General features: G+C 59.2%; 24 protein-coding genes, 2 tRNA genes and 1 pseudogene. 10 read left to right on the top strand and 17 right to left on the bottom strand.

Translation table 11 applies throughout. The annotated features are described in order from the left end of the window. Positions 1–30: 30 nt before the first annotated feature. Positions 31–2,232, bottom strand: coding sequence for a penicillin-binding protein 1C (pbpC, locus tag BLS26_RS34820; protein WP_092517190.1), 2,202 nt, complete (start codon positions 2,230–2,232; stop codon positions 31–33). Then, positions 2,229–7,436 carry an alpha-2-macroglobulin gene (locus BLS26_RS34815; protein ID WP_092518993.1) on the bottom strand — a complete coding sequence of 1,736 codons (5,208 nt, stop codon included), beginning with the start codon at positions 7,434–7,436 and terminating at the stop codon, positions 2,229–2,231. The genes pbpC and BLS26_RS34815 overlap by 4 nt, the downstream gene beginning before the upstream one ends. A gap of 328 nt (positions 7,437–7,764) precedes the next feature. Between BLS26_RS34815 and BLS26_RS34810 the strand changes: the two genes are divergently transcribed. From BLS26_RS34810 to BLS26_RS34790, 5 genes are all read left to right on the top strand, one after another. Continuing rightward, a tRNA-Arg gene (locus BLS26_RS34810) sits at positions 7,765–7,841 on the top strand. 210 nt (positions 7,842–8,051) lie between these two features. Beyond that, positions 8,052–8,561, top strand: coding sequence for a hypothetical protein (locus BLS26_RS34805; RefSeq protein WP_092517188.1), 510 nt, complete (start codon positions 8,052–8,054; stop codon positions 8,559–8,561). Between the two features lie 159 nt (positions 8,562–8,720). Further along, a complete protein-coding gene (locus BLS26_RS34800; protein ID WP_092517186.1) occupies positions 8,721–9,146 on the top strand; it encodes a very short patch repair endonuclease in 426 nt (141 codons plus the stop codon). A gap of 45 nt (positions 9,147–9,191) precedes the next feature. Then, complete coding sequence (locus BLS26_RS34795) at positions 9,192–10,490, top strand: DNA cytosine methyltransferase (protein ID WP_244541791.1); 1,299 nt, start codon at positions 9,192–9,194, stop codon at positions 10,488–10,490. Then, positions 10,483–11,283: an endonuclease gene (locus tag BLS26_RS34790; protein ID WP_092517182.1), complete on the top strand. Its 801-nt coding sequence runs from the start codon at positions 10,483–10,485 to the stop codon at positions 11,281–11,283. Before BLS26_RS34795 ends, BLS26_RS34790 begins: the two co-directional genes overlap by 8 nt. On the opposite strand, the gene BLS26_RS34785 is transcribed toward BLS26_RS34790, so the two are convergent. Beyond that, positions 11,280–12,194, bottom strand: coding sequence for a hypothetical protein (locus BLS26_RS34785; protein WP_092517180.1), 915 nt, complete (start codon positions 12,192–12,194; stop codon positions 11,280–11,282). The genes BLS26_RS34790 and BLS26_RS34785 overlap by 4 nt on opposite strands. 114 nt (positions 12,195–12,308) lie before the next feature. Here BLS26_RS34785 and BLS26_RS34780 point away from each other — a divergent pair, with 114 nt between their 5' ends. Beyond that, complete coding sequence (locus tag BLS26_RS34780; protein ID WP_157676684.1) at positions 12,309–14,711, top strand: hypothetical protein; 2,403 nt, start codon at positions 12,309–12,311, stop codon at positions 14,709–14,711. A 336-nt stretch (positions 14,712–15,047) separates the two neighbouring features. Here BLS26_RS34780 and BLS26_RS34775 read toward each other — a convergent pair. The 10 genes and pseudogenes from BLS26_RS34775 to BLS26_RS34735 form a co-directional block, all read right to left on the bottom strand. Continuing rightward, positions 15,048–16,271: pseudogene (locus tag BLS26_RS34775) on the bottom strand (DNA-packaging protein); the annotation flags it as partial. A gap of 32 nt (positions 16,272–16,303) precedes the next feature. Continuing rightward, complete coding sequence (locus BLS26_RS34770; RefSeq protein WP_092517176.1) at positions 16,304–16,882, bottom strand: hypothetical protein; 579 nt, start codon at positions 16,880–16,882, stop codon at positions 16,304–16,306. Between the two features lie 85 nt (positions 16,883–16,967). Next, positions 16,968–17,165 carry a hypothetical protein gene (locus BLS26_RS36175; protein WP_157676683.1) on the bottom strand — a complete coding sequence of 66 codons (198 nt, stop codon included), beginning with the start codon at positions 17,163–17,165 and terminating at the stop codon, positions 16,968–16,970. Positions 17,166–17,174: 9 nt separating this feature from the next. Then, on the bottom strand, positions 17,175–17,600 hold the full coding sequence (locus BLS26_RS34765; protein WP_092517174.1) for a hypothetical protein: 426 nt from the start codon (positions 17,598–17,600) through the stop codon (positions 17,175–17,177). After that, the gene (locus BLS26_RS34760) at positions 17,597–17,851 is read right to left on the bottom strand and encodes a hypothetical protein (protein WP_092517172.1); all 255 of its coding nucleotides are present in this window, start codon (positions 17,849–17,851) and stop codon (positions 17,597–17,599) included. The genes BLS26_RS34765 and BLS26_RS34760 overlap by 4 nt, the downstream gene beginning before the upstream one ends. Further along, positions 17,848–18,546: a hypothetical protein gene (locus BLS26_RS34755; protein WP_157676682.1), complete on the bottom strand. Its 699-nt coding sequence runs from the start codon at positions 18,544–18,546 to the stop codon at positions 17,848–17,850. The genes BLS26_RS34760 and BLS26_RS34755 overlap by 4 nt, the downstream gene beginning before the upstream one ends. Before the next feature lie 294 nt (positions 18,547–18,840). Further along, a complete protein-coding gene (locus BLS26_RS34750; RefSeq protein WP_157676681.1) occupies positions 18,841–19,347 on the bottom strand; it encodes a hypothetical protein in 507 nt (168 codons plus the stop codon). 201 nt (positions 19,348–19,548) lie between these two features. After that, positions 19,549–20,517, bottom strand: a complete 969-nt coding sequence (locus BLS26_RS34745; RefSeq protein ID WP_092517166.1) for a hypothetical protein — start codon at positions 20,515–20,517, stop codon at positions 19,549–19,551. Further along, on the bottom strand, positions 20,514–20,825 hold the full coding sequence (locus BLS26_RS34740) for a hypothetical protein (RefSeq protein ID WP_092517164.1): 312 nt from the start codon (positions 20,823–20,825) through the stop codon (positions 20,514–20,516). Before BLS26_RS34740 ends, BLS26_RS34745 begins: the two co-directional genes overlap by 4 nt. 320 nt (positions 20,826–21,145) lie before the next feature. After that, entirely contained in the window at positions 21,146–21,361 is a 216-nt protein-coding gene (locus tag BLS26_RS34735; protein ID WP_092517162.1) for a hypothetical protein, read from the bottom strand. Between the two features lie 147 nt (positions 21,362–21,508). On the opposite strand from BLS26_RS34735, the gene BLS26_RS34730 reads away from it, so the two are divergent. The 4 genes from BLS26_RS34730 to BLS26_RS34710 all read left to right on the top strand — a co-directional run bounded on the left by BLS26_RS34730 (position 21,509) and on the right by BLS26_RS34710 (position 23,806). Beyond that, positions 21,509–21,964 (top strand): hypothetical protein, encoded by a 456-nt coding sequence (locus BLS26_RS34730; RefSeq protein ID WP_092517160.1) that lies wholly within the window; start codon positions 21,509–21,511, stop codon positions 21,962–21,964. Further along, positions 21,964–23,124 carry a site-specific integrase gene (locus BLS26_RS34725; protein WP_092517158.1) on the top strand — a complete coding sequence of 387 codons (1,161 nt, stop codon included), beginning with the start codon at positions 21,964–21,966 and terminating at the stop codon, positions 23,122–23,124. Before BLS26_RS34730 ends, BLS26_RS34725 begins: the two co-directional genes overlap by 1 nt. Before the next feature lie 32 nt (positions 23,125–23,156). Further along, positions 23,157–23,687, top strand: coding sequence for a hypothetical protein (locus BLS26_RS36170; RefSeq protein ID WP_157676680.1), 531 nt, complete (start codon positions 23,157–23,159; stop codon positions 23,685–23,687). A 45-nt stretch (positions 23,688–23,732) separates the two neighbouring features. Beyond that, positions 23,733–23,806 (top strand) — tRNA-Ser (locus BLS26_RS34710). A 31-nt stretch (positions 23,807–23,837) separates the two neighbouring features. Here the strand turns inward: BLS26_RS34710 and BLS26_RS34705 are convergent. From BLS26_RS34705 to BLS26_RS34690, 4 genes are all read right to left on the bottom strand, one after another. Then, positions 23,838–24,023: a hypothetical protein gene (locus BLS26_RS34705; RefSeq protein ID WP_092517150.1), complete on the bottom strand. Its 186-nt coding sequence runs from the start codon at positions 24,021–24,023 to the stop codon at positions 23,838–23,840. Positions 24,024–24,300: 277 nt separating this feature from the next. After that, a complete protein-coding gene (locus BLS26_RS34700; protein WP_027540153.1) occupies positions 24,301–24,504 on the bottom strand; it encodes a cold-shock protein in 204 nt (67 codons plus the stop codon). A gap of 98 nt (positions 24,505–24,602) precedes the next feature. Continuing rightward, complete coding sequence (locus BLS26_RS34695) at positions 24,603–25,124, bottom strand: hypothetical protein (RefSeq protein WP_157676679.1); 522 nt, start codon at positions 25,122–25,124, stop codon at positions 24,603–24,605. Positions 25,125–25,169: 45 nt separating this feature from the next. Further along, positions 25,170–26,828 (bottom strand): ShlB/FhaC/HecB family hemolysin secretion/activation protein, encoded by a 1,659-nt coding sequence (locus tag BLS26_RS34690; protein ID WP_092517146.1) that lies wholly within the window; start codon positions 26,826–26,828, stop codon positions 25,170–25,172. Between the last annotated feature and the right edge of the window lie 24 nt (positions 26,829–26,852).

Here is a 26,852-nt window from a genome sequence, read left to right as displayed (position 1 = left end):
GTTGTTCCCCGACCCACCGGTAACCTTCCCTTACTGCACCCGGATCACGACGGTATCCGCCGCCCCGGTGGCGTCGATCACGGTCAGGCGGGCAAAACCGGGTCCGGGCGGATCGACCAACCGCTGGCGCCGGCTGTCGATTTCACCCACCGAAATACCGTTGATCATCATGGTCAGCGGCAGCACCCCGCCGGCGACCTTGACGGGCATCGCGGCGGATTGCCCGTCAGCGGAGCGCTCGACGTCGATCCGTGAACCGTTCAGCGGAAACTGGATGTGCGGCGCCTGGTCGGCGCCGGTCCGGATCAGTTCGCCGACGGGGCGAAACCGCCGCAACGGCAGCGGCAGCTTGGCATTGCTGGCGAGCAGAACACTCTTGGGCGGCTTCGGCAGCGCCGCCGGGATTTTGCCGGTACGGGCAAAGGCGTCGAACAGGATCGGGGCAGCCGCGGTGCGGCCGACCAGTCCCGGCACCGGCGCGCCGTCGGGCCGGCCGACCCAGACTGCGATGGTGATACGGCCGTCGAAACCGACCGACCAGGCGTCGCGGTAGCCGTAGCTGGTGCCGGTCTTGAACGCGATCTTGCCGTGCACGCCGTTCTCCGGCGGCGGCGTGCCGATCAGGACATTGCCGACCTGCCAGGCCGCGGCCTGGTCCATCAGCCGCATCGGCTCGCGGTCGTCCTTCGCGGTCATGATTTCGCGCAACGGTTTGGTGGTACCGAGCCGCGGAAACCCCGCGTAGAGCTGCGCCAAATCCTGCAGCGTGACGCCGACGCCGCCGAGCCCCATGGCGAGTCCCGGCGCTTCGTCCTTCGGCAGCACCAAGCTGCCGCCGGCCTGCTTCAGCCGCGACGACAGCCGGCTGGCGCCGACGCGATCGAGCAGCGCAATCGCCGGCACGTTCAGCGACAGTTGCAGCGCCTTGCGGATCGGCACCGTGCCCTGGAACGTCATGTCGAAATTTTCCGGCGCGTAGGAGCCGAAGCGAATCGGACGATCGTCGATCAGGCTGTCGGGATGGACAAAGCCGTCCTCGAAGGCGAGCCCATAGATGAACGGTTTTAGCGTCGAGCCCGGCGAGCGCAGCGCGCGGGTCATGTCGACCTGGCCGGCGCGACGGTCGTCGAAATAATCGGAACTGCCGACTCGGGCCAGCACATCGCCGCTTTCATTGTCGACCGCGATCATCCCGATCGAAATATTCGGCCCCTGTGCGATGGCGCGGTCGCGCGCCAACGCTTCCAGCGTCCTCTGCAAGGTCGCATCCAGCGTCAGCTTGATGACCGGCTGATCCTTCACCGTTGCCACCGCAGCGTCGGAGGAATGCGGCGCCAATATCGGCATCGGCTTGCGCAGCCGTGGCACCGGGACCGCCCTCGCCTGGATCGCATCGTCGTTGCTGACGATGCCGTCTTCCACCATGCGGTCGAGCACGCGGTCTCGCGCGGCGTGGGCCGCCTGCGGATAGCGATCGAGCCGCCGCCGTTCCGGCGACTGCGGCAGTGCCACCAGCAGTGCGGCTTCGGCCAGCGACAACCGCTTCGGCTCCTTGCCGAAATAGGCGATCGAGGCGGCGCGGATGCCTTCGAGATTGCCGCCGAACGGCGCCAGCGCCAGATAGAGGTCGAGTATCCTGTCCTTGCTTAGTTGCCGTTCGATCTGAACGGCCCGCACCATCTGCCGCAGTTTGGCGTAGACCGAGCGCTCCCGCCGCGGCTCCATCAGCCGCGCCAGTTGCATCGTGATGGTCGAGCCGCCGGAGACGATGTGGCCGCGGGTCGCGAGCTGCAACGCCGCGCGCCCGAGCGCCAGCGGATCGATACCGCCATGCTCGTAGAAGCGCCGGTCTTCATAGGCCAGCAGCAATTTCAGATAGCCGGGATCGACCGCCGTCTTGGCGTCGACCGGCAACCGCCAGCGGCCGTCTTCCATCGCATAAGCACGCAGCAGCTTGCCGTTGCGGTCGACGATCGAGGTCGAGACTTTTCGCGCCTGCTCCAGGGGTAGCGGTCCGAGCGAGACGACCCAGGTTGCGAAGGCGGTGGTGAAGACGACGAGCGCAACGCCGATAGCCGAGGCGATGCGGACACTTCGTCGTTTAAAGATGCGGTCATGGCCGGGCTTGACCCGGCCATCTACGTCTTGCTTTTCGGCGGCAACAGAAGTCGTGGATGCCCGGATCAAGTCCGGGCATGACGACGGAGAACTCCTGTTGCCGGACGCACTCATTTCGCCGGACGCACCTCGACCGTGCCGGTGCCGGAGCGGCCGTAGCGCGAGGGGTTGTACATGTCCTCGACATAGGCCTGCGGCAGCACGTATTTGCCGGGCGAGACCGCGCGCACGACGTAAGCGACCGTGAACACAGCCGCGTCATCGGCGGCGCGATCGATCGCGGCCGTGAAGCGGTCGTCGCGGAACTCGGTATTTTCCGGCTCCTCGCCGTCTTCGATCCAGTCCAGCGTGCCAGAGTCGCCCGACGACACCAGTTTCGGGTTGTCGATCTCAAGCCCGGCCGGGAGATAGTCGGACACCATGATATGCCCGAACTCCGGCTTGGCTTCGGTGACCTTCAGCACCACCGCGAAGCGGTCGTTCTGCTTCGCCTTGGAGATATCCGCCGGCTTGCCGTCGAGCGTGAAGTAATTGCGCTCGATCTTGAAGCCGTTGGAGGCCGCAGGCTCCGGCGTGATCGGCGAGCCCGACACCGAGACCACCGCCTGGATCGGCGCGTCGCCTGTGTTGGTGATCTTGATCGGCTTGCCGGCCATCGCCTCGGCCTTGTAGCTGCGATAGACCGCCTGCTTGGCCGGCACGCCGTCGATATCGAGCGCCAGCGTTTCCTTGGCCAGCGCGCGCGAGGCCAGCACCAGCCAGGCGTTCTCCTGCGTCGAGGTGTAGGGGGTGAGCCCGCGCGCCACTTCGACCCGCTGCACAGCCTGCGTCAGCGTCGCCCGCGGCGCGTTGCCTTCACTGGCCAGCGACACCAAGGCTGCCGCGTCGCGCAGCGCCGAACCGTAGTCAACGCGGCCGAACTCGATCACGGGCTTTGGCGCCAGCGCATCGAGCGCCGCCCCATAGACCCGCTCGGCCCTCGCCTTGTCGCCGACCAGCGCCAGCGCCGCCGCCAGTTGCGATTTGGCGATGGGTGTTGCGAGGTTGCTCAATTTGGTATCGGCGAGGTAACGGAGATCGCCGATCGGCGCAGCACCATTGCGGGCCAGCACGTAGAGGCCGTAAGCGAGATCGCGGCCGCCATCCTTTTCCGGCTCGTTGGCGTTGACCACCGAGTTTCGGATGCGGTCGAGCGCGCTCTTGAACAGGATATCCGGCACCGCAAAGCCCTTTTCGCGGGCGCGGGTCAGGAAGTCAGTCACATAGGCATCGAGCCAGGCGTCGTCGCCGCCCGCCGACCACAGGCCGAACGAACCGTTCGAGCCTTGGCGGGCCAGCAGGCGATCGATGGCGTCCTTGATGCGTTGATCGACCTCGGTGTCCATCGCCAGATGCGCACCGGCCGCGAGGTCGTTGACATAGAGCAACGGCATCGCGCGGCTGGTGATCTGCTCGGAACAGCCATACGGATAGCGATCCAGCGCTTTCAGGATGGTCGCGGCATCGAGTGCGGTCGACAGGCTCGCCGACAGCGAGACGCTGCCGGTGCCTGATACCAGGTCGGAGAACATGTCCTGCGTCAGTGTCAGGCTCTCTCCTTTAGCCAGTGTGCGGATCGAACGCCGCGCCAAGATCTGCGTCGCGGCCTTGACGTCGAGCGCATAGTGCCGCGCCAGCGCAAGACCGTTCGGGCCTGATATGTCGACGTCGAGATTGGCGGTGCCGGCGCCGCCGGCATCGAGCGCCAGCGCCATCGAGGTGCGCTGCTTGGCGGCGAGCTTGACCGTGGTCGAGGGATTACCGGTCACCTTCACCGGACCTGTCGTCTTCACCGCGATGGTGTAGTCGCCAGGCGCGCCTTCGACGTTGTCGAGATCGAAACTCATGGTGCCCTTGTCGCCGTTGAGCAGAAACCGCGGCAGCGTTGCCGTCAGCACCACGGGATCGCGCACCGTCACGTCGATGTTGGCACGACCGACCTTGGTCGCGCTCCACGCCACCGCCATCACCCGCGCGGTGCCGGCGAATTCGGGAATGTCGAACGAGACTTCAGCCGACCCGTCAGGGCCAACGGTGACGATGCCGGAATACAGCGCCAGCGGCTTTTGCGTGGGAGGCGCGCCCTGCAGCTCGGCGCCGGCGGCATCGCCACCGGTCTTGAGCTGGCCTCGCGTCCCCTGCATGCCGTCGATCAGTTGCCCGTAGAGGTCGCGGACTTCAGCGGTCAGGCGGCGTTGGCCGAGATAGTAATCGTCAGGCGCCGGCGGCTTGTAATTGGTCAGGTTGAGGATGCCGACATCGACCGCGGCAACCACGATCTTGGCGTCTTCCCCGGGGTTTAGCCCGCCGAGCTTGACCGGAATCTTCAAGGCGGTTCCCGGCCGCACCAACGGTGGCGGCGAGAGTGCTACCTGCAGCGTGCGGGCCTTCTTGTCGATGCCGAACCATTTCAGCCCGATCGCCCGTCCGGGCATCCGCTGAGCGGCGGCGTCGAGCGGCCGGCGCAGGGTCGCCAGCACATAGGCGCCGGTGCCCCAGTCCTTGGCGACGGGGATTTTGACCTGCTGGGTGCCTTCCCTGACATCAACGGTCTGGGTCGTCAGCAGGCGGTCGCCAAGTATGTTGACGGTGAGTTTCCCCGCCGATCGGGCGTTGACCGACACCACCATGGTGTCGCCGGAAGCGTATTCCTGCTTGTCGATCGAGGTCTCCAGCAGGTCGGGCGTATCGGCGCTGCCGTCGGAGTACCAGCCGACATCGAACTGCACCGAGGTGATCGGCCCGTCCACGTCCGACGATTTGACATCGAGGCGATAGCGGCCGGGCTGCGGCGCCAGGCTGACGCGCGCGGCCTTGTCTGATGTCAACGTCAGATCGCCGTCGGCGACGCGGCTGGTGGACTTGACCGGTTCATATTCCCAGGACGAATTCTGACGGTACCACTGATATCGCGACTCCATCTTCAGGAGTTCGTAGCGCAGGCCATTCCGCGAAAGTTGCTTGCCGTCGGGAGCGACGAACACCACGTCGAACTCGGCCTTGTCGCCCTCGGCAACGTTCTTGTCGCCGAACAGCGGCCTGATGCCGATCAGGTTTTGCGCAGGCGCCACCGGCAGCACCAGCTTGCGTTCGACGGCGCGGCCGCCGGTTTCCGCCATGCGGATGAAGATCTGGGCTTCCTGCGGCCGGGTCGAGGACGGCGGTTTTGGCAAACTGACCGGGAAGGTCGCGACGCCGTTGGCGTCGGCTTCCGGCAGGTTCTCGATCGGGGTGCGCTCGTTACTGGCGGTCTCCTCGTCGGCGACGCCGAACTGATAGCCGGGATAGCCCGGCCGGCCCGATGCCGCCGACGTGACCAGCATGTCGCCTTCGAGCGAAAGCCCGGAAGCTGGTGCACCATAAAGGAAATGTCCGTCGACCTTCAGTTCAACGGGAATCTCAGCCTTGATCAGTTTGTCCTTGGCGGTGAGGTCGAATTCGATCCGCTCCGGGATGTAATCCTCGACCATGAAGGTGGTCTCGCCGACCGACGCGCCCTTGGGGTCGGTATAGGCCCGCGCCCGCCAGGTCCCGGTCGGAACCGCGGAATTGAGCGGCACCGCCATGGAGCGGCCGCCCGCGCCCTGATCGGCGAGCTGGGCCCGGCGGTATTCGACGCCGTCGGGCCGCTCGATCACCAAGGTCAGCGGCCCGCCGGTCATGGCGTTGCCCTGCCCGTCGCGCAGCAGTGCGGTGAGGTAGACCGTTTCGTTGGACCGGTAGACCCCGCGCTCGGCATAGACGAAGGCGTCCGCACCGGCAGGTGTCTCCCGCCCGGCAACGCCGCGGTCGGTAAGGTCGAAGGCGCTGGTTTTGAGGCTGAGGAAGGCATAGTCCGCCTTCTCGCTGGTGACCGTCAGCAGCGCCGGCGACAAGCCGCCCTCGCCGAGTGCCAGCCCGGCCTCGAACAGCACATGGCCGGCATCGTCGGTCTTCCGGGTTGCCAAAATCTCGTTGTTGCGCGCGACCAGTTTGACTTCGGCCTTCGTGACGGCCTCGGTGGAGGCCAGCGAATTGACGAAGACATGGATGCCGTCATTGCCGGAAAACGCTGTTAGCCCCATGTCCGACACGATGAACCATTGGGTCGCCAGCGTGCCGTCATCGTCGCTGCCGGGGCTCTTCGGGGCCGCCGTCATGACGTAAACGCCGGGCTGCAAATTGCCGAGTGCTTCGTCCACCGGGAACGCGGTGACGACGTCCTGGTTCAGCGTGGTGGCGGTGGCGAGTTCGCCGGTCCAGACCTTGACGCCGCGCTCGTTGCCGAGATCCGAGAGCTGGTAGCGGCTCAGCGTCTTCTGGAAATCGCTGTCGATCACGGTGTTGATCAGGTTGCGGTCGCCGATCCGGAACACGTTGACGTTCACCGCCGGCGTATTGACGCTGACCAGCGGAATGCCGCGCTGGCCGGTGCGCGGCAGCACATAGGCGCGGCCGGTGAAGCGCACGAACGGCTTGCGGTCGCGGACATAGATGTTGAACTCGGCCGACTTCGGCAGGCTCTCCTTGACGGTCGACGGCAGGCCGGCGCGCAGGTTGATATTGTAGCGCTCGCCATGCTTGAGGCCGTCGACGCAGAGCTGCTTGCCCTCGGCCGACAGCGCCGGCTTGTCGGTACCGGCCAGCGCGAGGAACGGCGCGAAATCAACCCGCTTGGCGAGGTCCTCGGAGAACTGGAAACAGGCCCGCGGCGAGGCCCCGTCGGAATCGACGGTGTAGTCCAGCAGCCGGAACCCGTGCTCATCGCGCATCTTCTCGTACTGGCCGCGGACATCTGCGACCTCGCGCAGGTCGAGCGACAGCCGCAACGTATCGAGCGCCGGCCGCCATAGCTTGCGGTCGGACATGGAGCGGCCAAGCACCGCCAGCGCGTCGGCCTCTTCGCCCGGATTGGCGGCGCGCTGATAGGCGATATAGGCCGCGGTCGAGGCGCGCTCGAGCAGGAAGGTCTGCTCGCTCGACGAGTTGGAGCGGATCTGGAAGATGGTTTTGGCGAGTTTCAGCCAGTTGGCGCCGTCCTCCGGCGTCGTGGCGGCGATCTGGCCGAGAATCTGCAGCCCGGTGCGGAAATCGGCCCGCTTGAAGGCGACGTCGGCATCGCTGCGCAGCGTCGCGGCCGACTTTGTGACCGGCCCCGCCTCGCTCTTGATCTGGGCCTCCAGCTTGATCGCCGAATCCGCCAGATCGTCGCGCCTGAAGGCCTTGTCGGCGGCCAGCGCCGGAAACAGCCCAAGCGCCAGCGTGGCGCAAACCAGTGTGGCGCGGACGAAACCGATCATGACGGAACTCCCAGCGCGGACGAACGCCGCGGTACGGTCAAAAATGCGCGAAAAGGTGACGGCCTGATGGCGAAGGACGAGGCTTGCGAAAAGGTTGGCTTGCGAAAAGGTCGCAGCAGGCATGGCTTTGGCAGTCCAAAAAGGTCGCGGGGCCGCGGCCGGCGGCAGTCGCGGGCGCCAGCTTTGGGTCAGCGGCGCGCCATAAGCAATGGCCCGCCGTCTGGCTTTGTCGCAAACATGAGGAAATCGGTTCGACGCCCTTGGCGGGGCAGCGGATTTTTCATAATGGCGGTGCTAGAAAGGCCTTAAGCGGAACACCGCCCCAGACGGTCCCATAGCTCAACTGGATAGAGTAACGGATTTCTACTCCGTGGGTTGCAGGTTCGAATCCTGCTGGGATCGCCAACAAAAACCCCTGCAAACAAAGGGTTTCTTGTAGTTTCGGCTTCGTTCTTTCCCCGGATTTGGTGTTGCAAATCGCTTACAGCCCACCCCAGCGAAATCAACAGGTTACCAACTGCTACAAATCACTCCGCGCAACACGGGCGCAACACGGGGCTTCCGGCTTTGTTCCCTCAACAGTCGCGGGGTTCATAGGCGAGCGGGATTATCGACATGGCTCGGAAGTTTGCGCTTCGCATCGAGTTGGTTCCTGAAACATTGTGGGGTCAAAACCTGCGCTCAAATCAGGTTGGTCTCGGTCCCTATCGCTGGCTGGCATTGAGCCGAGCCGTCCGTGCCGAGCTTGGACGTTGCTCGATTTGCGGCAGCACGAAACGATTGCAGGGCCACGAAGTTTGGAAATTCAGAGAGGAGCCGCGTAGCAGTGTCGCGACCCTGGTCAAGGTCAACGCCATTTGCACGATCTGCCATTCGATCCAGCATTGGGGTCGGACGAAGATGCTGATCGCTGGCGGACTGATGTCTGTGGCTGACGGGCGGCGTCTCATCCGGCATTTCATGAAGATCAACCGCTGCGCGCGGGCGGCGTTCGATAGACACGAAAAGCGCGTGACGGACGAATGGCTCGTTAGAAGCAAAAAACGATGGAAAATCGATTGGGGGCAGTTTAAGCCCGCCGTCGAAGAGGCGGCCGCCGCCCGCGAACGCCGGCACCGGTCTTGAAAGACGCCGGCGTCTGTCCGCCCTAGTACCACCACGTGCAAATGTGTTGATATTTAAGGGGTAAGCACCCCTGCCTTCATGTTGTCTGATACGTCTTGTCACGCTTAGTGCCGTACTGTTGGGTCCAAAATTGGGTCCAGCTTAAACCCACCAGCGCTCATGGCCGATACAAGGACGAAAGAACAGCGCTCGCGCATTATGAAAAGCGTGGGCACCCAGGACACTGGGCCCGAGCTTCTGGTTCGCCGTCTACTCCACCGGGCCGGCTATCGTTACAGACTGCACCGAAAAGACCTACCCGGTCGGCCTGACATCGTGTTCCCCAGCAGGCGGAAGGCGATCTTCATTCACGGCTGCTTCTGGCATGGTCACGATTGCGGCAAGGGAAAACTCCCAAAATCGCGCACGGAATACTGGACTGCAAAGATCAAAGCGAATCAGGATAGAGATGCAAAGGTCGTTAGCCGCCTCAAAAAGGACGGTTGGCAGATTTTGACGCTATGGCAATGCGAATTGAAGAGTGCGGAAGCGACCGAGCGCATCCTGCGCGAGTTCCTTGGCCCACCGGGTGTAATTGAGGCGTAGATGGCAAGGCCAGTAGGGATTGATCTTTTCGCGGGCGCTGGGGGAATGAGCCTCGGCTTTGAACAGGCGGGGTTCGACGTGAGAGCCGCGGTCGAGATCGATCCGATCCACTGCGCCGTTCATAAATTCAATTTCCCGGACTGCGCGGTACTGCCCCAGTCCGTGCAAAAATTGACCGGAGCGGACATACGCCGAGCTGCTGGGATCGGGAATGAGCCCGTCGATGTCGTCTTCGGGGGGCCGCCCTGTCAGGGCTTCTCGCTTATCGGGCACCGTTCTCTCGACGATCCGCGCAACCACCTCGTGTTGGATTTCGTCCGGATTGTCGCCGAGCTGAAGGCAAAGACCTTTGTTTTTGAGAACGTGAAGGGGCTGACGGTCGGCCGTCAAAAGAATTTTCTCAATGAGCTGATCAAGGCATTCGCCGATGTCGGATATAATGTGCGAACAGAATGGCAGGTTCTGAACGCAGCCCATTACGGCGTCCCTCAGTACCGCGAACGACTGATCCTTATGGGGGCAAGGCGCGGGGTAAAGGTGCCGGAGTATCCGCGCCGGACGACCATACCCGCCGACGCAGAGGTACTCGAGCTAGAGGACCGAAAGCTCCCCGCCGGGCCAACTTGTAAGGACGCCCTAGGAGACCTTCCGGACGCCGACACCTTCGTCGCGCTCGATATCAACGATGAAGTTGAGGCGAAGTTTGGAAAGCCAAGCACGTACGCGGCCGAACTGCGCTGTCTCACGAACGGTGCTTGGCATTACGGCTACTTGCGAAAGTGGAACCCGCGAATGCTCACGTCGAGTGCAAAGACCGGGCACACCGATATTTCAAAGTCCAGATTTGCAGCCACGGAACCGGGATCGGTCGAACCGATCAGCCGTTTCTTCAAGCTGAACTCCAAAGGGCTGTCTAACACCCTTCGAGCGGGGACGGACGGAGCGCGAGGCGCCTTCACAAGCCCTCGCCCGATCCACTACGGACGGGACCGCTGCGTCACGGTTCGCGAGATGGCACGGCTCCATGGATTCCCGGACTGGTTCCGCCTTCACTCGACCAAATGGCACGGCGCGCGCCAGATCGGAAATGCCGTTCCGCCACCGCTTGCTCGCGCGGTCGCCCGGGAAGTCATGAAGGCTTTGGGCGTTCGCCCGCGTCAACCGACCCGTGAAATCGAACTTGGCGACAAAGCGCTGCTGAATCTTGTTATGAGAGAAGCCGCCGAACATTTCGAAGTCGATAAGCCAAATTCGAAGCGCGACCGAAAGAGCGGCGCAAAAAAGCGTACCCAGTTCGAGACGGAAACTGCACGGTTGGCGTTGCTGGAGTCGTTCAGTGGCTAAGCCGGTTCTTGGCTCCGAAACGAACCGCTACAGGCAACTTATAGAGACGATTTTTTTTGATCGTTACAAGAAGGGCGCGACCAGTATTGATTGGGCGCGAGACGATCTTGTCAAAACAGCAACAGCGCTAAAGATCGAGCTTCCACTCAATCTCGGTGACGTGGTCTATGCCCTTCGGTATCGAATCCCGATGCCCGATAGCATCACATCTACCGCGCCGAAGGGCATGGAGTGGATTATCGAGGGCACAGGTCGCGCGAAATATCGCTTCTCGTTGGTTAAGCTCAATCGGATCGTTCCGAATGCAGCGCTTGCGACAATCGGCATCCCGGACGCGACGCCGGAATTGATTCGCGCGTACGCGCTCGATGACGAGCAGGCTCTTCTCGCCATCGTGCGATACAACCGACTGATCGACACCTTTCTTGGGCTTACAACATTCAGCCTGCAAAATCACCTTCGCACCACAGTGAAAGGAATCGGTCAGATCGAAATCGACGAACTTTACGTGGGCATTGATCGGAATGGATGTCACTACGCTATCCCAGTTCAAGCGAAGGGCGGCAAAGATCAGATCTCTGTCGTTCAAGCTAAGCAGGACATAACTTGGGCCAGCAGAAAATTTCCTGGCATGAAGTGTCGCGCAATTTCCGCTCAGTTCATGGAAGAGGAGCGCGTCGCCATGTTTGAGCTGACTGTTCAAAACGATTTGGTCGTTGTTGTGGACGAGAAGCATTATAAGCTCGTGCCAGCCGCGGAGCTGGATAAGCAGGCGATTATAAACTACCGTTAGATTCCTCGAATTGCAGGTTTGAACTCATAGGCCGCCTTGGAAGCGCTTTCAATTACCAACTGATGCGTATTTTTTCCCGTATGGAATTTTTCCGCCACTGCAATAGGGATCGGCTTCAGTTCGAACAAAAAGATGACCCGGCGCTTATCCTTCCGAAGCGATTTACATGCCATCCCAATAACGAACTCGATGTCCTTCAAGTCCTTCCTTTTCGAACATTCGTGACCTATCTTTGCTATTTGAGACTTAATCTGATCCGGCAATATTAGCTCCCCTCGCTTCGCTTCAAAGGTCACCAGAGCTTTTTTGATAGTTTTTTGGTGCCGGAACGCGATCAGAAATAGCGCGTCAATTTCGGGGGTAACTTTTACGCTGTTCTGCAAATGAAAAATGTCGACAATGTCGAGCGGAGAATTAAGCGCGAAATGAGTTTCAATCAGCCGCTGACTGACGCAGGATTGGATTAGCCAAGATTCATCTTCTCGTCCCAATGCTCGTGCTGCAGACGGCAAAGATATCGATTCAATCGGATGAACGGATTGGATATCGCCGGTCCCGAATATGTCTGGAAACGGAACTTCCTGCCCTTCCAAATATGGAATAAATTCAAATACTCGCTCTTCGCCGCGCGCACCGTAAATTTGGCGAGCGGTGTAACGTTTCGAGCTTATTGCGACGGGCCAGTTAGTGTTGCACGTTGGACGACGTATGAAATCCTTCAAGAAGTTCGGAATATTTCCATCGCTAACTTTTCCCCCGCACTCCTCGATCGCTTTCCGGATATGCCTCCTCAGGATCAGGGGTTCCGAGATTTTGCCGGTTACAGAATCGTACCTTTCGTTGAACAGCCTCTCAAAGATCGGCGGCTTTTCCGGCTCCTTCGCAACTGACGGCTTTTTCGGCTCTTTCATATAACCCGCGAATCATTCTCTGTCTGCGGGTATTATGATTGCACGCAATCGATGGGATAGCTCCCGGCTATGTCATTTTTTTAGACCTTCGAATTACAGTGCACGTTCGGAGTTGTGGCTGCGCCACGTAACAACTATACTGTTTCAGATATTTTGTTGGCATCGATGTATAAAGTTTTTCCACACATCAAGCTAGGCGAAAGCCTACCTCCGCAGACACCTGCCGAGAACACGACCAATGCTGAGGTAACAACCGAAGCAAGCAATTCAACAGCAAGACGGCTTCCAAAAAAGCGAACACGCCTCGAAACGTCGCCGGTCGATCCGTTGACTCAGTCACTATGGTTTCGCGTCGGTCGCTCAATTAGAGCGACACGTCGCCGCGTCCATGCTCAAACTCTCAAAGCTCTGCTAACATCCGAGTTGCGGGGCAGAAAAGCAGTTAATGCCATTCTTTCGAAAGCGACAGTTGTATCGGCGACACTGCTATCGATCCTCATAACCGTGGCATTTTTAGTTCTCGCTGATTCTCAAAATATTAAGGCCAGTGAGACCCACCTTGCCGCAGCCCAAATTATCGGTGCCGCGCTGGCGCTAGTTCTATCGCTTTCCATCATACCGGCACAGCGGGCGGCTGAATTGTTTTCTATCAGCGTGTTGAAGCTGTTTGCAAAAGACCGTGCGCTCATCAGCGTCTTTCTTGTGCTGGTCGCCACCACAATGCTTTCTCTTCTGCTTGGAAGTAGCTGGGTAAATTGGTTGGACGCTAAAGCATCCTTGAGCATTCAATTTATATTGCTCGGAATCTCATTTGACGCACTACGACGGTTCTATGTTTCGACTCTCGATCTATTAGCTCCCGAATCCGCCATCAAGCGTATCGTCATTGATAGCAAACGACATGCGCGGTTAGTCGGCCGCATCGCTGACAAATTAGTGGCTATGCAGGTCGCCGCCGCCGGACGAACCAGTCCGGGCGATCTAATGCTACACGCAAAGGCGATTACCGGAACAAACTTGCCGAAGACACTCCAGTACTGGTCGTCGCAGCTTGAAGAATTCGCTCACAGATTTATCGCTCGGCGAGATTCTAACGCTGCCACTGAAACAATTGATGCGCTCGAATCAATAGCGATTGATTACTCTGAGTTGCGCAAGAAAAGTGTCACGCTGCATATCGATCCCGAATTTCTGTTTGCGGGCGCATTGAGCGATATTTCAGACGTTTTGAATCCGGTATATGAAAGTATTCAGCACATAATCGACGACGCCATCGCGTCTAGGAATGAAAGAATCGTTCAGCATTCGATATCCACAATCGGACGAATGGCATTGTACGCAATGTCGATTGAAGCGCGCGGAGTCGGCGGTCAACGGATTGCCCCATTGGCATTCGCGGCAAGTTTTTATTTGGACCGTGCGGTCCGCTCCACTTTAGCAGCGAACATGAACGACGCGACATTGCGCGCGATCACAAGCCTCAATTCCATCCTGCTTAACAGGCCCCCCGAAATTGAACTCACTGGCGTTGCAGAGCAGATCAACGAAACGCTTTTCGCCGTCGCAATAGACGGAATGGCAAAGTCGAACCAGACCAATGTATTTCGTTCGATTGGTGCGATGCTGCGTTCAATCAAGTTCGAAATCGAGAATGACGGTTTTGACGCCGACTCTCTTAAATCAACACTTCTACGAATCGTCCAAATCGTTCCCTTCGAAGTGATGGCCGACAGCAATGGAAATCGTCGCCTTCAAACCTTCCCAGCATACGACCTGGGATTCGAAGCTAGCATTCCGATGTTATTGCAAAGTGTTGTCCAAAATATTTCTGTCGATGGAGAACGGCCATGGTCCGACCCATTCAGCGACCTATCGGACGCTATGGAGGTGATTCGCGGCCATTTCAGAAGCTTGAGCGATGTTGACTTCAAAGGAACGCTTCTCGGAAAGTATGTAGCCGACTCGTTGGATGCCGTGTGTCGGATACTGCTTCATGAACTAAAGCATCCGCCGGAAGGTGCGGAGACCTTCGTATCAACTATCGAAGATGATTTGAAATCTCAAATAACTTGGATGTCAGGCCTGTTCCCAGCGGGCGGTTCAGCTCGCAGGCACCATATCTCTGACGCCACCGCCCATCTGACTATTCTAGGGATCGATGCGCTGGCCGGAGGTTGGACGGATGTTGCTCGCAAATGCGCAACTACATTGGAGAACATCGCGTCAAACTTGCAAGCGAGTATCGGTTCATTTGAACTGGCGGATATCCATCGAGATTTAGAAATACTAGCGCGTGCGGCTGAGAAGGCTAAAGACTCGCAGTTTGCGACCGATATTCGCGCCATGATTACGTTGCCGCCGAACCTTTCTCCAGAGCAGCAAACTTTCTATCTGGATGCTCGCGCTACGCGAGTTCGGCAGCTAGATGAAGCGCTGGCCCATGCGGGCCGCCGTCCATATCGATTGAACGACGATCCAGTAGAGCGGCTACATGCTTACATAAATCGAGGGGCTTAGCCGGTACTAGGTCCGCTGTCGGTCCAAAAGCAGACTTGTCAGCCGTTTTTCGCAATGACCGCTTTGCCTCCATCATCAAAAATTGGAGTTCTCCAAATTATTTGTAGTCCAGCCGATGCCCACCAACGGCTTGCTATCCTCAACCGACATTGCCACCAGCCGGTCTGCCGGAACGGGCACGCCTCGCCCTGACATCAGGTGGACGAATGAGCAATCCGCTGGAGCCCTGAGAGTTACTGTGAAGGTTGAAGGATCATTCGCACCGGCCCGGGGCATATTTTCCCGTTCCGCTTCCAGTCGGGTGAATTCGATCAAGCCCCAACCAGCGACCGGTTCGACCATAAGCTCGCTCAGAGCCCACACAAGCGCGTCAACATGATCCGGCGAATACCCTGCTCTGCCGCGATCAAAGTCGCTGGTAAAGGCTGACATCTGATCTTCAAGCATGGGAAAGGTGCCTGTGTGGTGGACGCGGCGCTGCTCATAAAGTGCAGCGATTGGTTCAGCGCGGACCGCCTTGCCCCGACTGGCGTGCACAGCGCGATAGGAGACATTCGGATCGACCGTGCGGACCGTGGCCTCAACGAGGGCACCGCCATTGTTGACCTCAGCGATGATCCGGTCCGCGTGATGCAAATGGTAAGCTTTGACGGCCTCGCGCGCCCAACCGTCCGGTGAAGCCTTCAGCGAATAGTCCGCAATAACGTAGGCATGACCATCATCGGCACGGCCCGCGACAATGATCCCCGTTTCGTCGCTGTTCTCATTGTTCGAAACGGCGGGATCGATGGCAACCACAATGCGTCGCAAGACCGGCAATTGCGCCGGCAAAATGCGGGCTGCTTCTATATCCGAGAGCTTCCAAAGCGCCCCGGGCGTATCTTCGAGCAATTCCGCGTCAAGCTCCTGCCGGCCTAGGCGCGTGCCCGCATAGCGAGCCATGATACTGGACACAAAAGTCGGGGCCAGGTTGGCGATATTGTCTGCGGTGCGACCTCGGGTGACGTGCGTTTTAGGATCAGCGATGATGGCCTTAAGCAGTCGGGTCGGTTTCGGTGTGGTGGTGATCAGGACGCGGGGCTGTGAACCAAGCCGCAGACCAAATTGCAATTGATCCCAGACGTCTTGCGCCAGCGCAAATTTCGCCAGTTCGTCGATCCAAGCCCCGTCATGCTCAGGACCGCGAAGCTGTTCCGGTTCGGTGCCGTTGTAGAGCGTAGCGATGGCACCGTTTGGCCACGTCAGGCGACGTTTCGAGCTTTCATAGACCGGCATGAAATCCTTGGGATGGACCTGCAGGATGCCGGACCCTTCCCCGGGGCCTTTGCCGTCGCCGACCATAACGTCACGAGCATCGGCCGCAGTTTCGGCAACCAACGCGAGATGCCGATATCTGCCCGCTCCTAACGGCGTGGTACCGCACATCATTGACCGTACCCATTCCGCGCCGGTGCGGGTCTTGCCGAAACCGCGGCCTGCGAGGATCAACCAGCAGAACCAGTCGCCCCGCGGTGCGAGTTGGCTAGGCCGCGCATGGTGCGACCAATCAAATTTCGCCATCTCGACGAAATTGCGCGCGATATCGGCGGTACTCATGCTGCCGCCTCATGCTGCACCGGAGACACGGTGATCATTGCCGGTGCCGCGCCACTGCCGACTCCCTCAAGGGCGCGTAATACATCAGCACGCGCTGCCGGATGATCGGTCAGCGCCGCCAAGATCGCATTTTGGATCAGCCAATAGTCTGGCGAGTTATAGAAATTATTCTGGATGTTGATCGAGTGCGCCTTTAGCTGCTCAGCGGCATGACCGATCATCTCGAAGTATTTGCGCGCATGCCCGGTCCAATGCGCCGCGGCCTGATGGTCGTCATCGGCGATACAGACGTCACGATAATAGAGAACCTTGCCAAGATCGGCGCGGACGTTTGCCAGCCAGCCCTCTGATGTTTCCAGGCGAAGGGCTTCAAGTTCTTCGGGCTTGACCTTCCAATCTCTTGCCTGCACTGCGAGGAACATTTCGGGGGCGTCCCGCAAAAGCCTCTTTTTGTGCCGGTGCAGGGCATCGATTGAGACGCCGAAGCGCCGGGCCAACTTGCGCAAGGCAACGCGCCGCGCCAGCCCGCTTTCGATTGCGGGTTTGTCCGGATGGCTGGCGATTGTCGATTTCATTTCAACCCTTTTTTGAGAATGGTGGCCGGACCTGAACCTCTGGAGGAACGGTCCGGCCGTCCGAATAGCGCGGGGGACGGTCGCGCTACGGAACGTGAGTGGTGCCGCCAGCAACAACGATTTGAAACCCGGCGTTCATCAATGAGACGACGAACAACGCAGGGCACATGATCTGTCCAGTAGCATCCGGGAAGACGACGCTTGCGTCCGGAAGATGCACCTGTGACGGCACTGACATGCCGGCCGCGACCTTCATGGGAATGAGTGTTTGATTGCCCGACATTGTCGTTGCCTATGCGTTGGGTCGCGCGGGGTCTGGCATCGTTGTGTCCAGCTCAGTGATGACGCTGTTCGCTCTGAAAAAGCCCCGCGCGATCATCGCGGGCACCATCGGCATCGCAACCACAATCTGACCTTGCGGGTTCGGGGCTGCTTTCGTGCCATCCGGCAATGTGATCGGTCCGGTGATCTTGGTGCCCGCAGGTCCGGTCATGAACACCGGCCGGTCATGAACAGGAGCCCCCTTCCACACACCGAAGGCGCTCTGTGGCCGCGTGGCCTTGAATACGGCAAGGGCATTGTCGTCACCGATCAGCTTTTCCAGATCAGCTTTGACGGCAAGACCTTCCTGCCTCGCGCGGTGTTTCTCAAGCGGGGTGCGGGCGCTTTCAATATCGGCCATGGCCGCGGCGGCGCGGTGCTGAAGCATGTGATTCATTGCAATGGTTTCCTTGCGGGCGCACCCGGTTTGAAGTTTTCGAGGTATTCGACGTCAGCGGCGATTTGATCGACGCGCTTCTGCAGAGACGATGCTGTTTCTTCCACGCTATCGAAGCGCTTGCTCAGCGCTGTCGCATCAGTTGCGAGTTGCGCGGCTGCACTACTCCCCTGCAGCTTGTCCAGGGGTTGCCGATGCTGGTGCTTTGGTTTGGCCTGAGCCGCGATGGCGAGAGCTTCCTGAAGGGTCATCGTGCCGGACCGCCGTTGCGCAAATCAGCGGCGCGGCGGGACCAATCATTCGCGGCTTGGATGATCTCGCCTTGCGTCACGCCGATGCTTGGTAGCTTGTTCGTTGTTAGCGCCTCAGCGCGGGCGAGGTACGCCTTGCCGCCTTCTGTGTCGCCGCGATCGATCCGGCGGCGGCCTTCGTTCGAAAGGTAGCTGCACAGCCCGAACAACCTTGCTGACACGCTGCGGACCACCTCCACCGCGGCTAGATGCTGGTCGGTTAAGGCGCGAAAGTCCGCTTGCATGGCGTCGAGCGAAGCTTTCTCGATCTGTCGGTTGACGATGCCGAGTTGATCGTTCCGTTGGCTGATCTGATGGTCGATATCGTGGCCGGCCCCTTTTGCGGCGGCAGCGGCCGACTGAGCGGCCATCAACTTCTCAGCGAGGGAGCGGCGCTGTTTTTGATCCGGTGCCGGGGCATCGCCGACACAGCCACCGGATGCCCAGCCCGTCATGGCGGCGATTTCGGCATTGCCCATCTCTGCGATTTCACGGACCACAGCGGCCTCAGCGTTCGCTGTTCCCCGCAACCGGTCCGCTGATGCGCTCAGGGCGGCAAGCTCACTGGCGAGTCCCGCACGCTCAGCATGCAGGCGTTCAAGCGGTGTTGCCGGTTCGATTCCGGTTGCTGTCAGGGAATGGCTGGCCTGTGCCATGGGGACTTCCTCGTCATCAGTGGGGCGCAAATCAGCGCGGTCCCATTGAGTGCGCAAAAACGTGTTGCGGTGGAAGTCCCAGAAATTCGCAATGGTTACGCTCAGGAACTCTCACGCAACACCAACGCAACACGCTCTACAAGCCACTGAATTTGCAAACCAATTTCAGCACCCACAGATACGATATCCGCTACTCACGCTGAATAAGGGAATCCGTTGCCGGTGCGATGCCCCTGAAAAGCTGTTGCGGGCGTGGAAGGGCTGGCACTCGTACCGAGCGATAGCACAGACCGTCTACTCGGCCTTCGGTGCGACCGCCGATGGCTTACATTGATAGACGTGCAGCGTTACCGTCTTTGCCATTGCCGTTCTAATTTCGACAACGCTGAAGAGCCGGTCGTCGAAATTGACGGTGTAAAGGTCACGGCCGCCTGGGACATCTTCTTTCCAGCCGACGATCTGGTGTTTGTTCGTGAAGTCGCGGGTCATTTCTGAGGCATATTTTCCGACTTCTTTCCGCAAGGCGCTGCGGGCCGGGTCACGGATGATTTTAAGAACCGAGTTGTCCACCACGTGAAGTCTATAGCGGGGAATTGGTTTTTCGAAATTGTCACCATCGATGGCAATTTCATCATATGCCGCTGGTGCAAGCCCAACCACCGTCCCATACGACGCATAGCAGTCGAGGCTGACCACCGGAAGTGATTTTGGTGTCGTGTCTGGCCGCTTTACATCTTGCTGAGCAAAGCAAGTCGGGATGAGCGCTAGCGTGATCAAGAATCCGAAGCAAAACGTCCTCATTGTCTTCCCCCTTACTTCACTGCAGCTTAGCCGGACCTCGTACGCTGGTACCAGCGATTCCTTCTGGGAGGTCTGGCCGTACGCGAGGTCGCAGCGCTTGCGCATCACCAGAGCGGCAGCAGCCTTTTGCGTTGCTCTGAGATGTCATAAACCTCAGGCGTTCTCCCCAATCGGCCCGCCCGGCTTGTTCCAGCCCTTGCCCTATCTAAGCATCGGTCGCGTCAACCATGGTAAGCTGAAATCAATATCGTCCGTGGCGATGACGGAGCTGCCGGATGACCCCACTACCCGCGCAGCGCTTGCGCAGTCTGTTTGTTCACGCTCTTCAGCTTCACACCTCATTAGCTCCAGCGCATCACCAACACTTCCCGGCCGGGCTGGCGACAACCCGAAATGTTCACGACGGGCCGCAAGCTCAGGGCTGATCGGTTTACCGGTCCCGCCACGGATTGGTACAGCGACTGGTGCGCGATCTATCTCATCTGCATAGCCCGCTTTGTTCACCCAGGACGCGGGGTACGGAATGAACCTCTGATCTTCTGCCGGACGCAGTTTCCACGATGCGGCAAACGCCTTGGTCCGATCAAGCAATTCGGCTTCCGTGATGGTGCCTGAGGCTATGAGCTTCGCGTACGCCCTTCGAGCGTCATCCGGTTGCTTCTTTCTCGGATAGACCGCGTACCAATCGATGAAGCCGAGCGTAAGTACTTCCTTAGATTTCTTATCGTTCTTAGATTTGTTTCCTTTCTTTAGTTTGCGTCCATTGCGCTTCTCTTGCGCGTCCGATTGTGCGTCGCTTTGTGTGTCCGTTTCAGAAGTCGCGAACTGATAAGCGTTATAATTGCAGACAGTTACGATGTTCTGTAGTGCGTCCCTTTGCACGGCAATCATCCCTTCCCTTTCGAGTCGGTTTAAAAACGTCCGTACACGCTTTTCAGATGGCCAAAGCCATGCAGCCTGAATAAATCGAAGAGCCAAGCAAAACTGCCCTCGATCAAGTTCGACCATCTGAACGCTGCGACCGCTCGTGGCCCGCACTTGTCGCGGCTTCCAGGCAGCTTGAGCGATAATCCAGATCCAAGCTTCGCGTTCTGTGAAAGGTTCCATCTTGAACACGGGGTGATCAAAGACGCCCCTGCTCACTGCAAATCGGCCGCCGTTGATGCTCATCTAGATTGCCAGCCTGATGCGAGCACGGCGATTTTGGCGAAGTGTTCGAGCGCGATGGCGATGGGGCCGCCAACAGCGTCATGGATCGTTCCAGGCGAAACCCCGTGCTGTAGGAGGAGCGAGGTTAAGATCGCGCTAGTTGATGCGTGCTGTTGCAGGGCAGAGCCAACCTTCCCAGCATCTAGGAAGATTTCGCCAATCCGGCCATCGTCGAACCGGCTTGCTGTTGCCCGGTAATGCTGGCTTTCAAATTCGAAATTGATCGTAAGGCTGGTGCGTCTGTTTGGCAGGTGCTGGCGATGTCTCATCGCGGGCATCCCGCGTTAATAAGCGCTGCGAGAAACCAGAGCACCAAAATAATTTGTAGTTTTCCGTTTGGCGGAAGTCGTTTTTGGGGGTCCATAAGGGTCGTGCTCCACACATGACGTTAGCCCGTTGGTGCGGGTTTGATCGGTTGCGATGATGTGAGTGGGATGCACCCGTCCCCGGGGCATTCAGCGTGCCGCGTCCGTCCCCGGATGGCAGCTTGCAAAAAAAACGCATTGGCCGGCGTTTCGGTGGGCCACGTCCCTCGCGGGGCGCGCTTCATACAAATAAGTTGGATTGGACCCGCTCAGGGTCAACTTCGCTATTCAGCCCCGACCATTTGCGCCTTGAAGTGAAGGCGAAGGGCGCGCTTTGAGCCGATGATCTGGCTTCCGATGCAGCCCAGCGGGACCAGCTTTTTTTCCTTGTAGTAAAAGACCTTTCGCTGTGTGCATCCGAGGAAGTTTGCGATTTCTTTCGCTCCGTACAGCGTATCGTCCTTGAGCGGGGTTTCAGCATCTTCGTCAATTTGTGACATCGTTTTCCCTGAGCGTTAAAAGTACGGTTTACCTAAGGAACCCAAATCAGTGCCCTCGGCCTCTCCTCCCGAGTAACAGGCGCTTCGGTGATTTGACAAGCGTAAACGGTAAGCTATACTTTTTACGTCAACAAGGATCACGGACCAATGCGCACCTTCACGGTTGCGGAACTTGCCGAGCGCATCGCGAGACCCGGGGAACGGCCGGACCTTATGGCTGACCGCATCCGCAATTGGACCAAGGATAGTTTGTTGGAACCATTGGGCGACAAGAACCCAGGCACCGGCCGCTCCCGCTCCTACCCTGAAAAGGCACTGATCGAAGCCTTGGTCTTGCTGGAACTGATGGACTGCCTTGGCGTCCAGCCGATCAAAGCCCGATGGTTCGCCGGATGGGCCAAAGCCGCCAAGATCCTGCATGAGCCAACGGATCGCAAAAAATATCTGATCTTCAGCCGCTCTGGTGAAATCACCGGAATTGAGTTGCGCGACCCGAAAGAATTGCTGGCCCTGCTGCAGGACTCACCAGCATTTGCAGCCCACATAATCATTGACCTCGAAAAGCTTTACGCTCGCATTGAGCAAAAACCGGAGACTGCGTGATGGCCACCGTCCGCAAGCGCAAACTTCCCTCCGGTCTTATTCGTTGGCAAGCCGGCTACGTTGACGGTGCCGGAAACCGCCGTTTCAAGATGTTTGATCGCAAGAGCGACGGCGAAGCGTGGCTCACCGAGACACGGCACGATCTTGTCCGCGGCCTTCACACACCGGGCAGCGTTTCGCCGACCGTTCGCGAAGCCGGTGCGCTCTGGATCAAGCGCTGCCGCGATAAGATGCTCGAAGCTATGACCATCAAGGGTTACGAGGAGCACTGCGACCTGCACATTTACCCATTTATCGGCGCTAAAAAGCTTTCGGACCTCACCGTGCCGGCCTGCAACGCCTTCGCCGATCAGCTTCGCGAAGCCGGCCGTTCAGCCGAAATGATCAAGCGGGTTATGCGCTCGCTCGGTGCGATCTTCAAAGATGCCCGCCGCCGCGGCCTATCGAATGTTGCGCCAACGGTCGGGTTGGAATTGGACCTTCCCCAACGTAATGACCCCCGTCCCGTCATCCCCACCAAAGCCGAACTGCAGGCGATAATTACGGGCGCAACCGCCCGAACCAGCCGCTTCTGGCGCGCCCTGGTACTGGTCGCCGTGTTCTGCGGATTGCGGGCCAGCGAACTGCGTGGACTCCGTTGGCAGGATGTGGATTTTGACGCCCGCCTGATCAACGTCACTCAACGGGCGGACGCATCCCACAAAATCGGCAAGCTAAAGTCTAAGGCCGCTTATCGGTCGCTCCGGCTTTCCTCGCTGGTCCTGAACGCCCTCCGGGAATGGAAGCTGCTTTGCCCCAAAGGCGATCTAGGTCTCGTTTTCCCCAACGGGATCGGAAAGGTCGAGTCCTACGCCAACCTGATCGATCGCGGCTTCGCGCCAATACAGATCGATGCCGGAATAACCGCTCAGCGGGAGGCTCTGGATGCTTCGGGCAATTCGGTGGTTATCACCGTCGCCAAATACGGCTTGCACGCCCTGCGCCACGCTTGCGCCTCCCTGTGGATCGAGCAAGGCCACAACCCCAAGCAGATACAGACGCTTATGGGCCATAGCTCGATCAAGGTGACATTCGATACCTATGGTCACCTGTTTGCGGACCCTGAGGCTGATCAGCGGGCCGCTGAAGGTGTAGAACTCCGGCTTCTAGGCTCCGTATGACTACCGGCAGTAAACCCACGAAGTCTCCCGATATGAATATCGACGACAATCGATATTACATGTCAGGCTGCTTTCACGAAGCTGGACACGCACTCGCCGCGCTGGCTGTAGGGGCGAAGGATATCAGCGTATTCATGGAACCCTACCCGCGCTGCAAAGGCCACACGAAATTTGGCTATGGTCCCCTTAATCCAGATCAAACAAATCCTCAGCATCGGAAAGCGCTTCAAGATCTGATTTTCGTCTCGGCGGCAGGGACGTTTGCTGAGTTGATTTTCTGGACCCGCCAACCTGACGAACTGAGGCCACTTGAACGCCGCAACGACTATGGTGACCAAGATCATATGCGGGGATACGCAGCACTTCTCGAAACGGCTTCGACCAAAGCGGAGCAATTCATCGAGAAAGGACAGAGTGAGTGCGACGCATTTTTTGTGAATGTTACCAACTACCCACTTTTAAAAGCCGTGGCTGATAGGCTGTTCGATAATGAGGCGATAGATGACCCCAACTTGCGAGCGCTCGCGGCCTCACTCGATTCGTCGGCCATCGGCCGCACTTGATGACCGCCGGCTGTTCGCAACACGTCAGCAACACGCCGTGCTTAAGGTATTGATTTTGCAGTAAGATAAACGGATTTCTACTCCGTGGGTTGCAGGTTCGAATCCTGCTGGGATCGCCACCACATCACTGAGCGGCCGACTTCGCGCGGGCTACCTGCCCAGAAGCGACGAACGCAAGAAAGTGAAGTGCGACCGCAAATCCATGCCGGTCCGGACCTCTGCCTGATCGCTCAACTCGGCTTTCAACAGCCGGGAAATCTCCCGCGCGTTGCCTAGACTGCCGCGTGCGAGCAAGCGTGAGAGCTGCTCCATTTCGCCGTCTTGCAGCGTCGACATCGGGAGGGCCCCCTATTCTCCGTTGATGTCCCCATTGTCTCTGGCCGGCCCTGACCTACCAAGTGAAAGTTTGGCAACGTTGCGGCTTGCCGGCGCCCTGCCCGCCCGCGCGTCAATGGTCCATGGGCACGAGACGATCTACAGGGACTCGACAAAAAGCCGCCGCTGAAGCTGTTCAGCGGCGGCTCTGTTAGGTCGGGGTGTGAGTTACGAAGACCGCGACCACTCCACGCTGTCAAACCCGAATTAAGATGGAGTTTAGCTTCCGAAGTTCGGCTTAGCCGACCCTGAGATTTTCAGCCGATTCCTTGCCGCGGTTGGCGACGACTTCGTAGCTCACTTTGGCGCCCTCGTTGAGGTTGCTGAGCCCGGCCTTCTCCACAGCCGAAATATGGACGAACACGTCCTTGCCGCCGGTGTCGGGCTGGATGAATCCGAAGCCCTTTGTTGCATTGAACCACTTTACGGTGCCTGTCGCCAACGTCGTCACTCCCTGTTCTGATCTAGGGAGACAGCTTAGGTCCGTCTGGCAAGGCACTGCAAGGGAAACCGCTAAGGCGGCCTCAACATGATCAGCCGCTATTGACGGGTTTGCGCGGGCAACGGCGCTCCGCCGACGGAAATCGTGCTGGCGGGTTGCCTTTTTGCAGCCGGCTTTTTGCTCATGGCCACGACCGGCGGCCGAATCGGAGCCGAAACCGCGGCATTTTGGAGGTTATCCACCTTGGCGGCCAAAGCGGATACCTGATCGGCGAGCCTTCGCAGGTCAGCCTGCTGATCTGCAGTAGCCTGATGTAGCCCTTCGAGCTTCGCGGTCAGGTCTTGCTGAAAGGACCTGAAATCCTCCAGCGAGACGGTTTCCTCGACGCTCACGGCGATCGGCAGTTGCGCAGCCGGCGCTGTGTCAAGCAGACGGTCGTAGTAGTTGAGAAACAGATAGGCGGCCGCCCCGGCAAAGATCACCAGGCCACCGAGTGCGGCGATCAATCGAAAAATCCAACCCCGGCGCGGCTGCAATGCAATGCCAGGATCCAATTCTTCAGAAAATTCAGCGGACAAAGCGTTCCCTCGCAGCCATTGGCCCGATTGCTGCACGATCATGACGCTTCGATCAAGAGGAGCCCGTCGGCATCAACCGGTCCGAGATCACTGTGCCGCCGCAACCTTCGGGAACATCAGCAAGGGCCGGAATGTGAGGCGTGTGTAGGCCTCATAATGCCGTTGGGTGCTGACGGCGAGCTTCAACGGCGTGGCGTAGCTGGCCTCGAGCGTGATCGAGGGTGCGAAGGTCCAGGAGAACCCTCCCCCGACCGAATTCAACTCCACGATCCCCGGGAAGGTCGAGAACACCGCGCCCCAGTCGGTGAAGAGGTAGGTATCGAGCCCCTTGAGGATGGCCGACCAGTTGTAGTGCAGCTCGGCGTTGACGTAGTAGCCGCTGTCGCCGGCGACCGCATTGGTGGGATAGCCGCGCACGGTGGTCGGGCCGCCGATCGAGAAGATCTGGTCGCCGGGCAACAGATGCGTCGGCGAATATTGCCAGCTTCCCAGCACGGTGGCGCTGAAGTTGGCCGGCCCGGTCGCAGTCCCGACCGCGGTGCCGGTATAGGTGTTGAAGGTGCGGTTGCCGAACAGAATGTGGTCGTGCCATTCGACGTAGTTCATCGCCGGCGACACCGTGAACGAATAGGTGTTGCCGTAATTGGTCAGCGCAAATCCGGCGGTCGACTTGTCGTAGTGGTCGTTGGTGACGGCGACGGTCGAAAACCGGCTCATCGTGTTGCCTTCCGTCTCCGCCGCGTTGAACAACAGCATCCAGTTCTGGGTAACCCAGAGCGGCTGGCTGAAATTGACGGCAGACTGCATCGACCGGCCAGTGACGTCGAGCGAGACGAACGGGCCCTGCACGATCTTGATCTGGCCTTCCGTATAGCTGACACCAACGCGACCGCCCCAGGGGTTGATCGGGATGTTGTAGGCGACATTGCCGTTGAGGTTGCCGTCCGACCGCACGCCGTAGAACGTCAGGCGGTCGTCGACGCCGAGCAGGCCATGGCGCTTGTAGAACATGCCGCCTTCCTGCCGGCCGGTGTTCTGGACGCCCTGGTTGTCGACGAACAATTGCAGCGTATCGACCGGCGGTTCGATGACCGCGAAATTCAGGTCGGTCAGGCCGAAGCTAGATCCGGGCTGCAGCAGCGCCTTGACCTGGACGTCGTTGGTCCGGTTGAACCAGAGCACATCGCGATTAAGCTTGGGAACGTCGAGGATCTCGCCTTCGGGCTCCTTGACGCGATCGAGGATGTACCACTTCGCGGTCTGCTGGTTGCCGGTGATGGTGGTGTTCTGCAGCCGTCCTTCGGTCAGCTTGATCTTGACGATGCCGCCATTGGCGTCCTGCTCCGGCAGCGTGGCGATACCGGTGACGATGCCGCGCTCGGCATAGATGGCATTGATGTCGGCGACGACCTGCTGAAGCGTCGAAATATCGGCGTCCTGGCCGACATACTTCTTGGCGATCTCGTCGAGTTCTTCCGCCGTGATGAATTTCGAGGAATCGAACTCAATCTTGCGAAGCCGGAATTTGGGGCCGCCGGGTTTGAGGATTCCGGGCTTTTCCCGCTCGCCGCCGATCACGGCAGGTCCCTGAAGCTTGGGGGGCGCGCTCCGCTGCTCGAGCTGCTGGCGCTGCCGGTCGATGTCGTTCTGGATCACGCCGGGATTGATCGACTGGATTTGCGCGCGCGCAGAAGCACTGGCCAATAAAGCCAGTACGACGCCCAACGCTACCCCTAACCCCCGCATACCCAAATCCCGCAACACTTCCCT

It is taken from the genome of Afipia sp. GAS231, from assembly GCF_900103365.1.
GTDB lineage: Bacteria > Pseudomonadota > Alphaproteobacteria > Rhizobiales > Xanthobacteraceae > Bradyrhizobium.
Note: the sequence above shows the minus strand (reverse complement) of the source record. Positions and strands in the feature narration are given on the sequence as shown.

Excerpts from the sequence above, each read along its gene's own strand:
- pbpC (WP_092517190.1), bottom strand. The coding sequence starts at position 2,232 with ATGAGTGCGTCCGGCAACAGGAGTTCTCCGTCGTCATGCCCGGACTTG.
- BLS26_RS34815 (WP_092518993.1), bottom strand. The coding sequence starts at position 7,436 with ATGATCGGTTTCGTCCGCGCCACACTGGTTTGCGCCACGCTGGCGCTT.
- BLS26_RS34805 (WP_092517188.1), top strand. The coding sequence starts at position 8,052 with ATGGCTCGGAAGTTTGCGCTTCGCATCGAGTTGGTTCCTGAAACATTG.
- BLS26_RS34800 (WP_092517186.1), top strand. The coding sequence starts at position 8,721 with ATGGCCGATACAAGGACGAAAGAACAGCGCTCGCGCATTATGAAAAGC.
- BLS26_RS34795 (WP_244541791.1), top strand. The coding sequence starts at position 9,192 with ATGAGCCTCGGCTTTGAACAGGCGGGGTTCGACGTGAGAGCCGCGGTC.
- BLS26_RS34785 (WP_092517180.1), bottom strand. The coding sequence starts at position 12,194 with ATGAAAGAGCCGAAAAAGCCGTCAGTTGCGAAGGAGCCGGAAAAGCCG.
- BLS26_RS34770 (WP_092517176.1), bottom strand. The coding sequence starts at position 16,882 with ATGAAATCGACAATCGCCAGCCATCCGGACAAACCCGCAATCGAAAGC.
- BLS26_RS36175 (WP_157676683.1), bottom strand. The coding sequence starts at position 17,165 with ATGTCGGGCAATCAAACACTCATTCCCATGAAGGTCGCGGCCGGCATG.
- BLS26_RS34765 (WP_092517174.1), bottom strand. The coding sequence starts at position 17,600 with ATGAATCACATGCTTCAGCACCGCGCCGCCGCGGCCATGGCCGATATT.
- BLS26_RS34760 (WP_092517172.1), bottom strand. The coding sequence starts at position 17,851 with ATGACCCTTCAGGAAGCTCTCGCCATCGCGGCTCAGGCCAAACCAAAG.
- BLS26_RS34755 (WP_157676682.1), bottom strand. The coding sequence starts at position 18,546 with ATGGCACAGGCCAGCCATTCCCTGACAGCAACCGGAATCGAACCGGCA.
- BLS26_RS34750 (WP_157676681.1), bottom strand. The coding sequence starts at position 19,347 with ATGAGGACGTTTTGCTTCGGATTCTTGATCACGCTAGCGCTCATCCCG.
- BLS26_RS34745 (WP_092517166.1), bottom strand. The coding sequence starts at position 20,517 with ATGAGCATCAACGGCGGCCGATTTGCAGTGAGCAGGGGCGTCTTTGAT.
- BLS26_RS34740 (WP_092517164.1), bottom strand. The coding sequence starts at position 20,825 with ATGAGACATCGCCAGCACCTGCCAAACAGACGCACCAGCCTTACGATC.
- BLS26_RS34735 (WP_092517162.1), bottom strand. The coding sequence starts at position 21,361 with ATGTCACAAATTGACGAAGATGCTGAAACCCCGCTCAAGGACGATACG.
- BLS26_RS34730 (WP_092517160.1), top strand. The coding sequence starts at position 21,509 with ATGCGCACCTTCACGGTTGCGGAACTTGCCGAGCGCATCGCGAGACCC.
- BLS26_RS34725 (WP_092517158.1), top strand. The coding sequence starts at position 21,964 with ATGGCCACCGTCCGCAAGCGCAAACTTCCCTCCGGTCTTATTCGTTGG.
- BLS26_RS36170 (WP_157676680.1), top strand. The coding sequence starts at position 23,157 with ATGAATATCGACGACAATCGATATTACATGTCAGGCTGCTTTCACGAA.
- BLS26_RS34705 (WP_092517150.1), bottom strand. The coding sequence starts at position 24,023 with ATGTCGACGCTGCAAGACGGCGAAATGGAGCAGCTCTCACGCTTGCTC.
- BLS26_RS34695 (WP_157676679.1), bottom strand. The coding sequence starts at position 25,124 with ATGATCGTGCAGCAATCGGGCCAATGGCTGCGAGGGAACGCTTTGTCC.
- BLS26_RS34690 (WP_092517146.1), bottom strand. The coding sequence starts at position 26,828 with ATGCGGGGGTTAGGGGTAGCGTTGGGCGTCGTACTGGCTTTATTGGCC.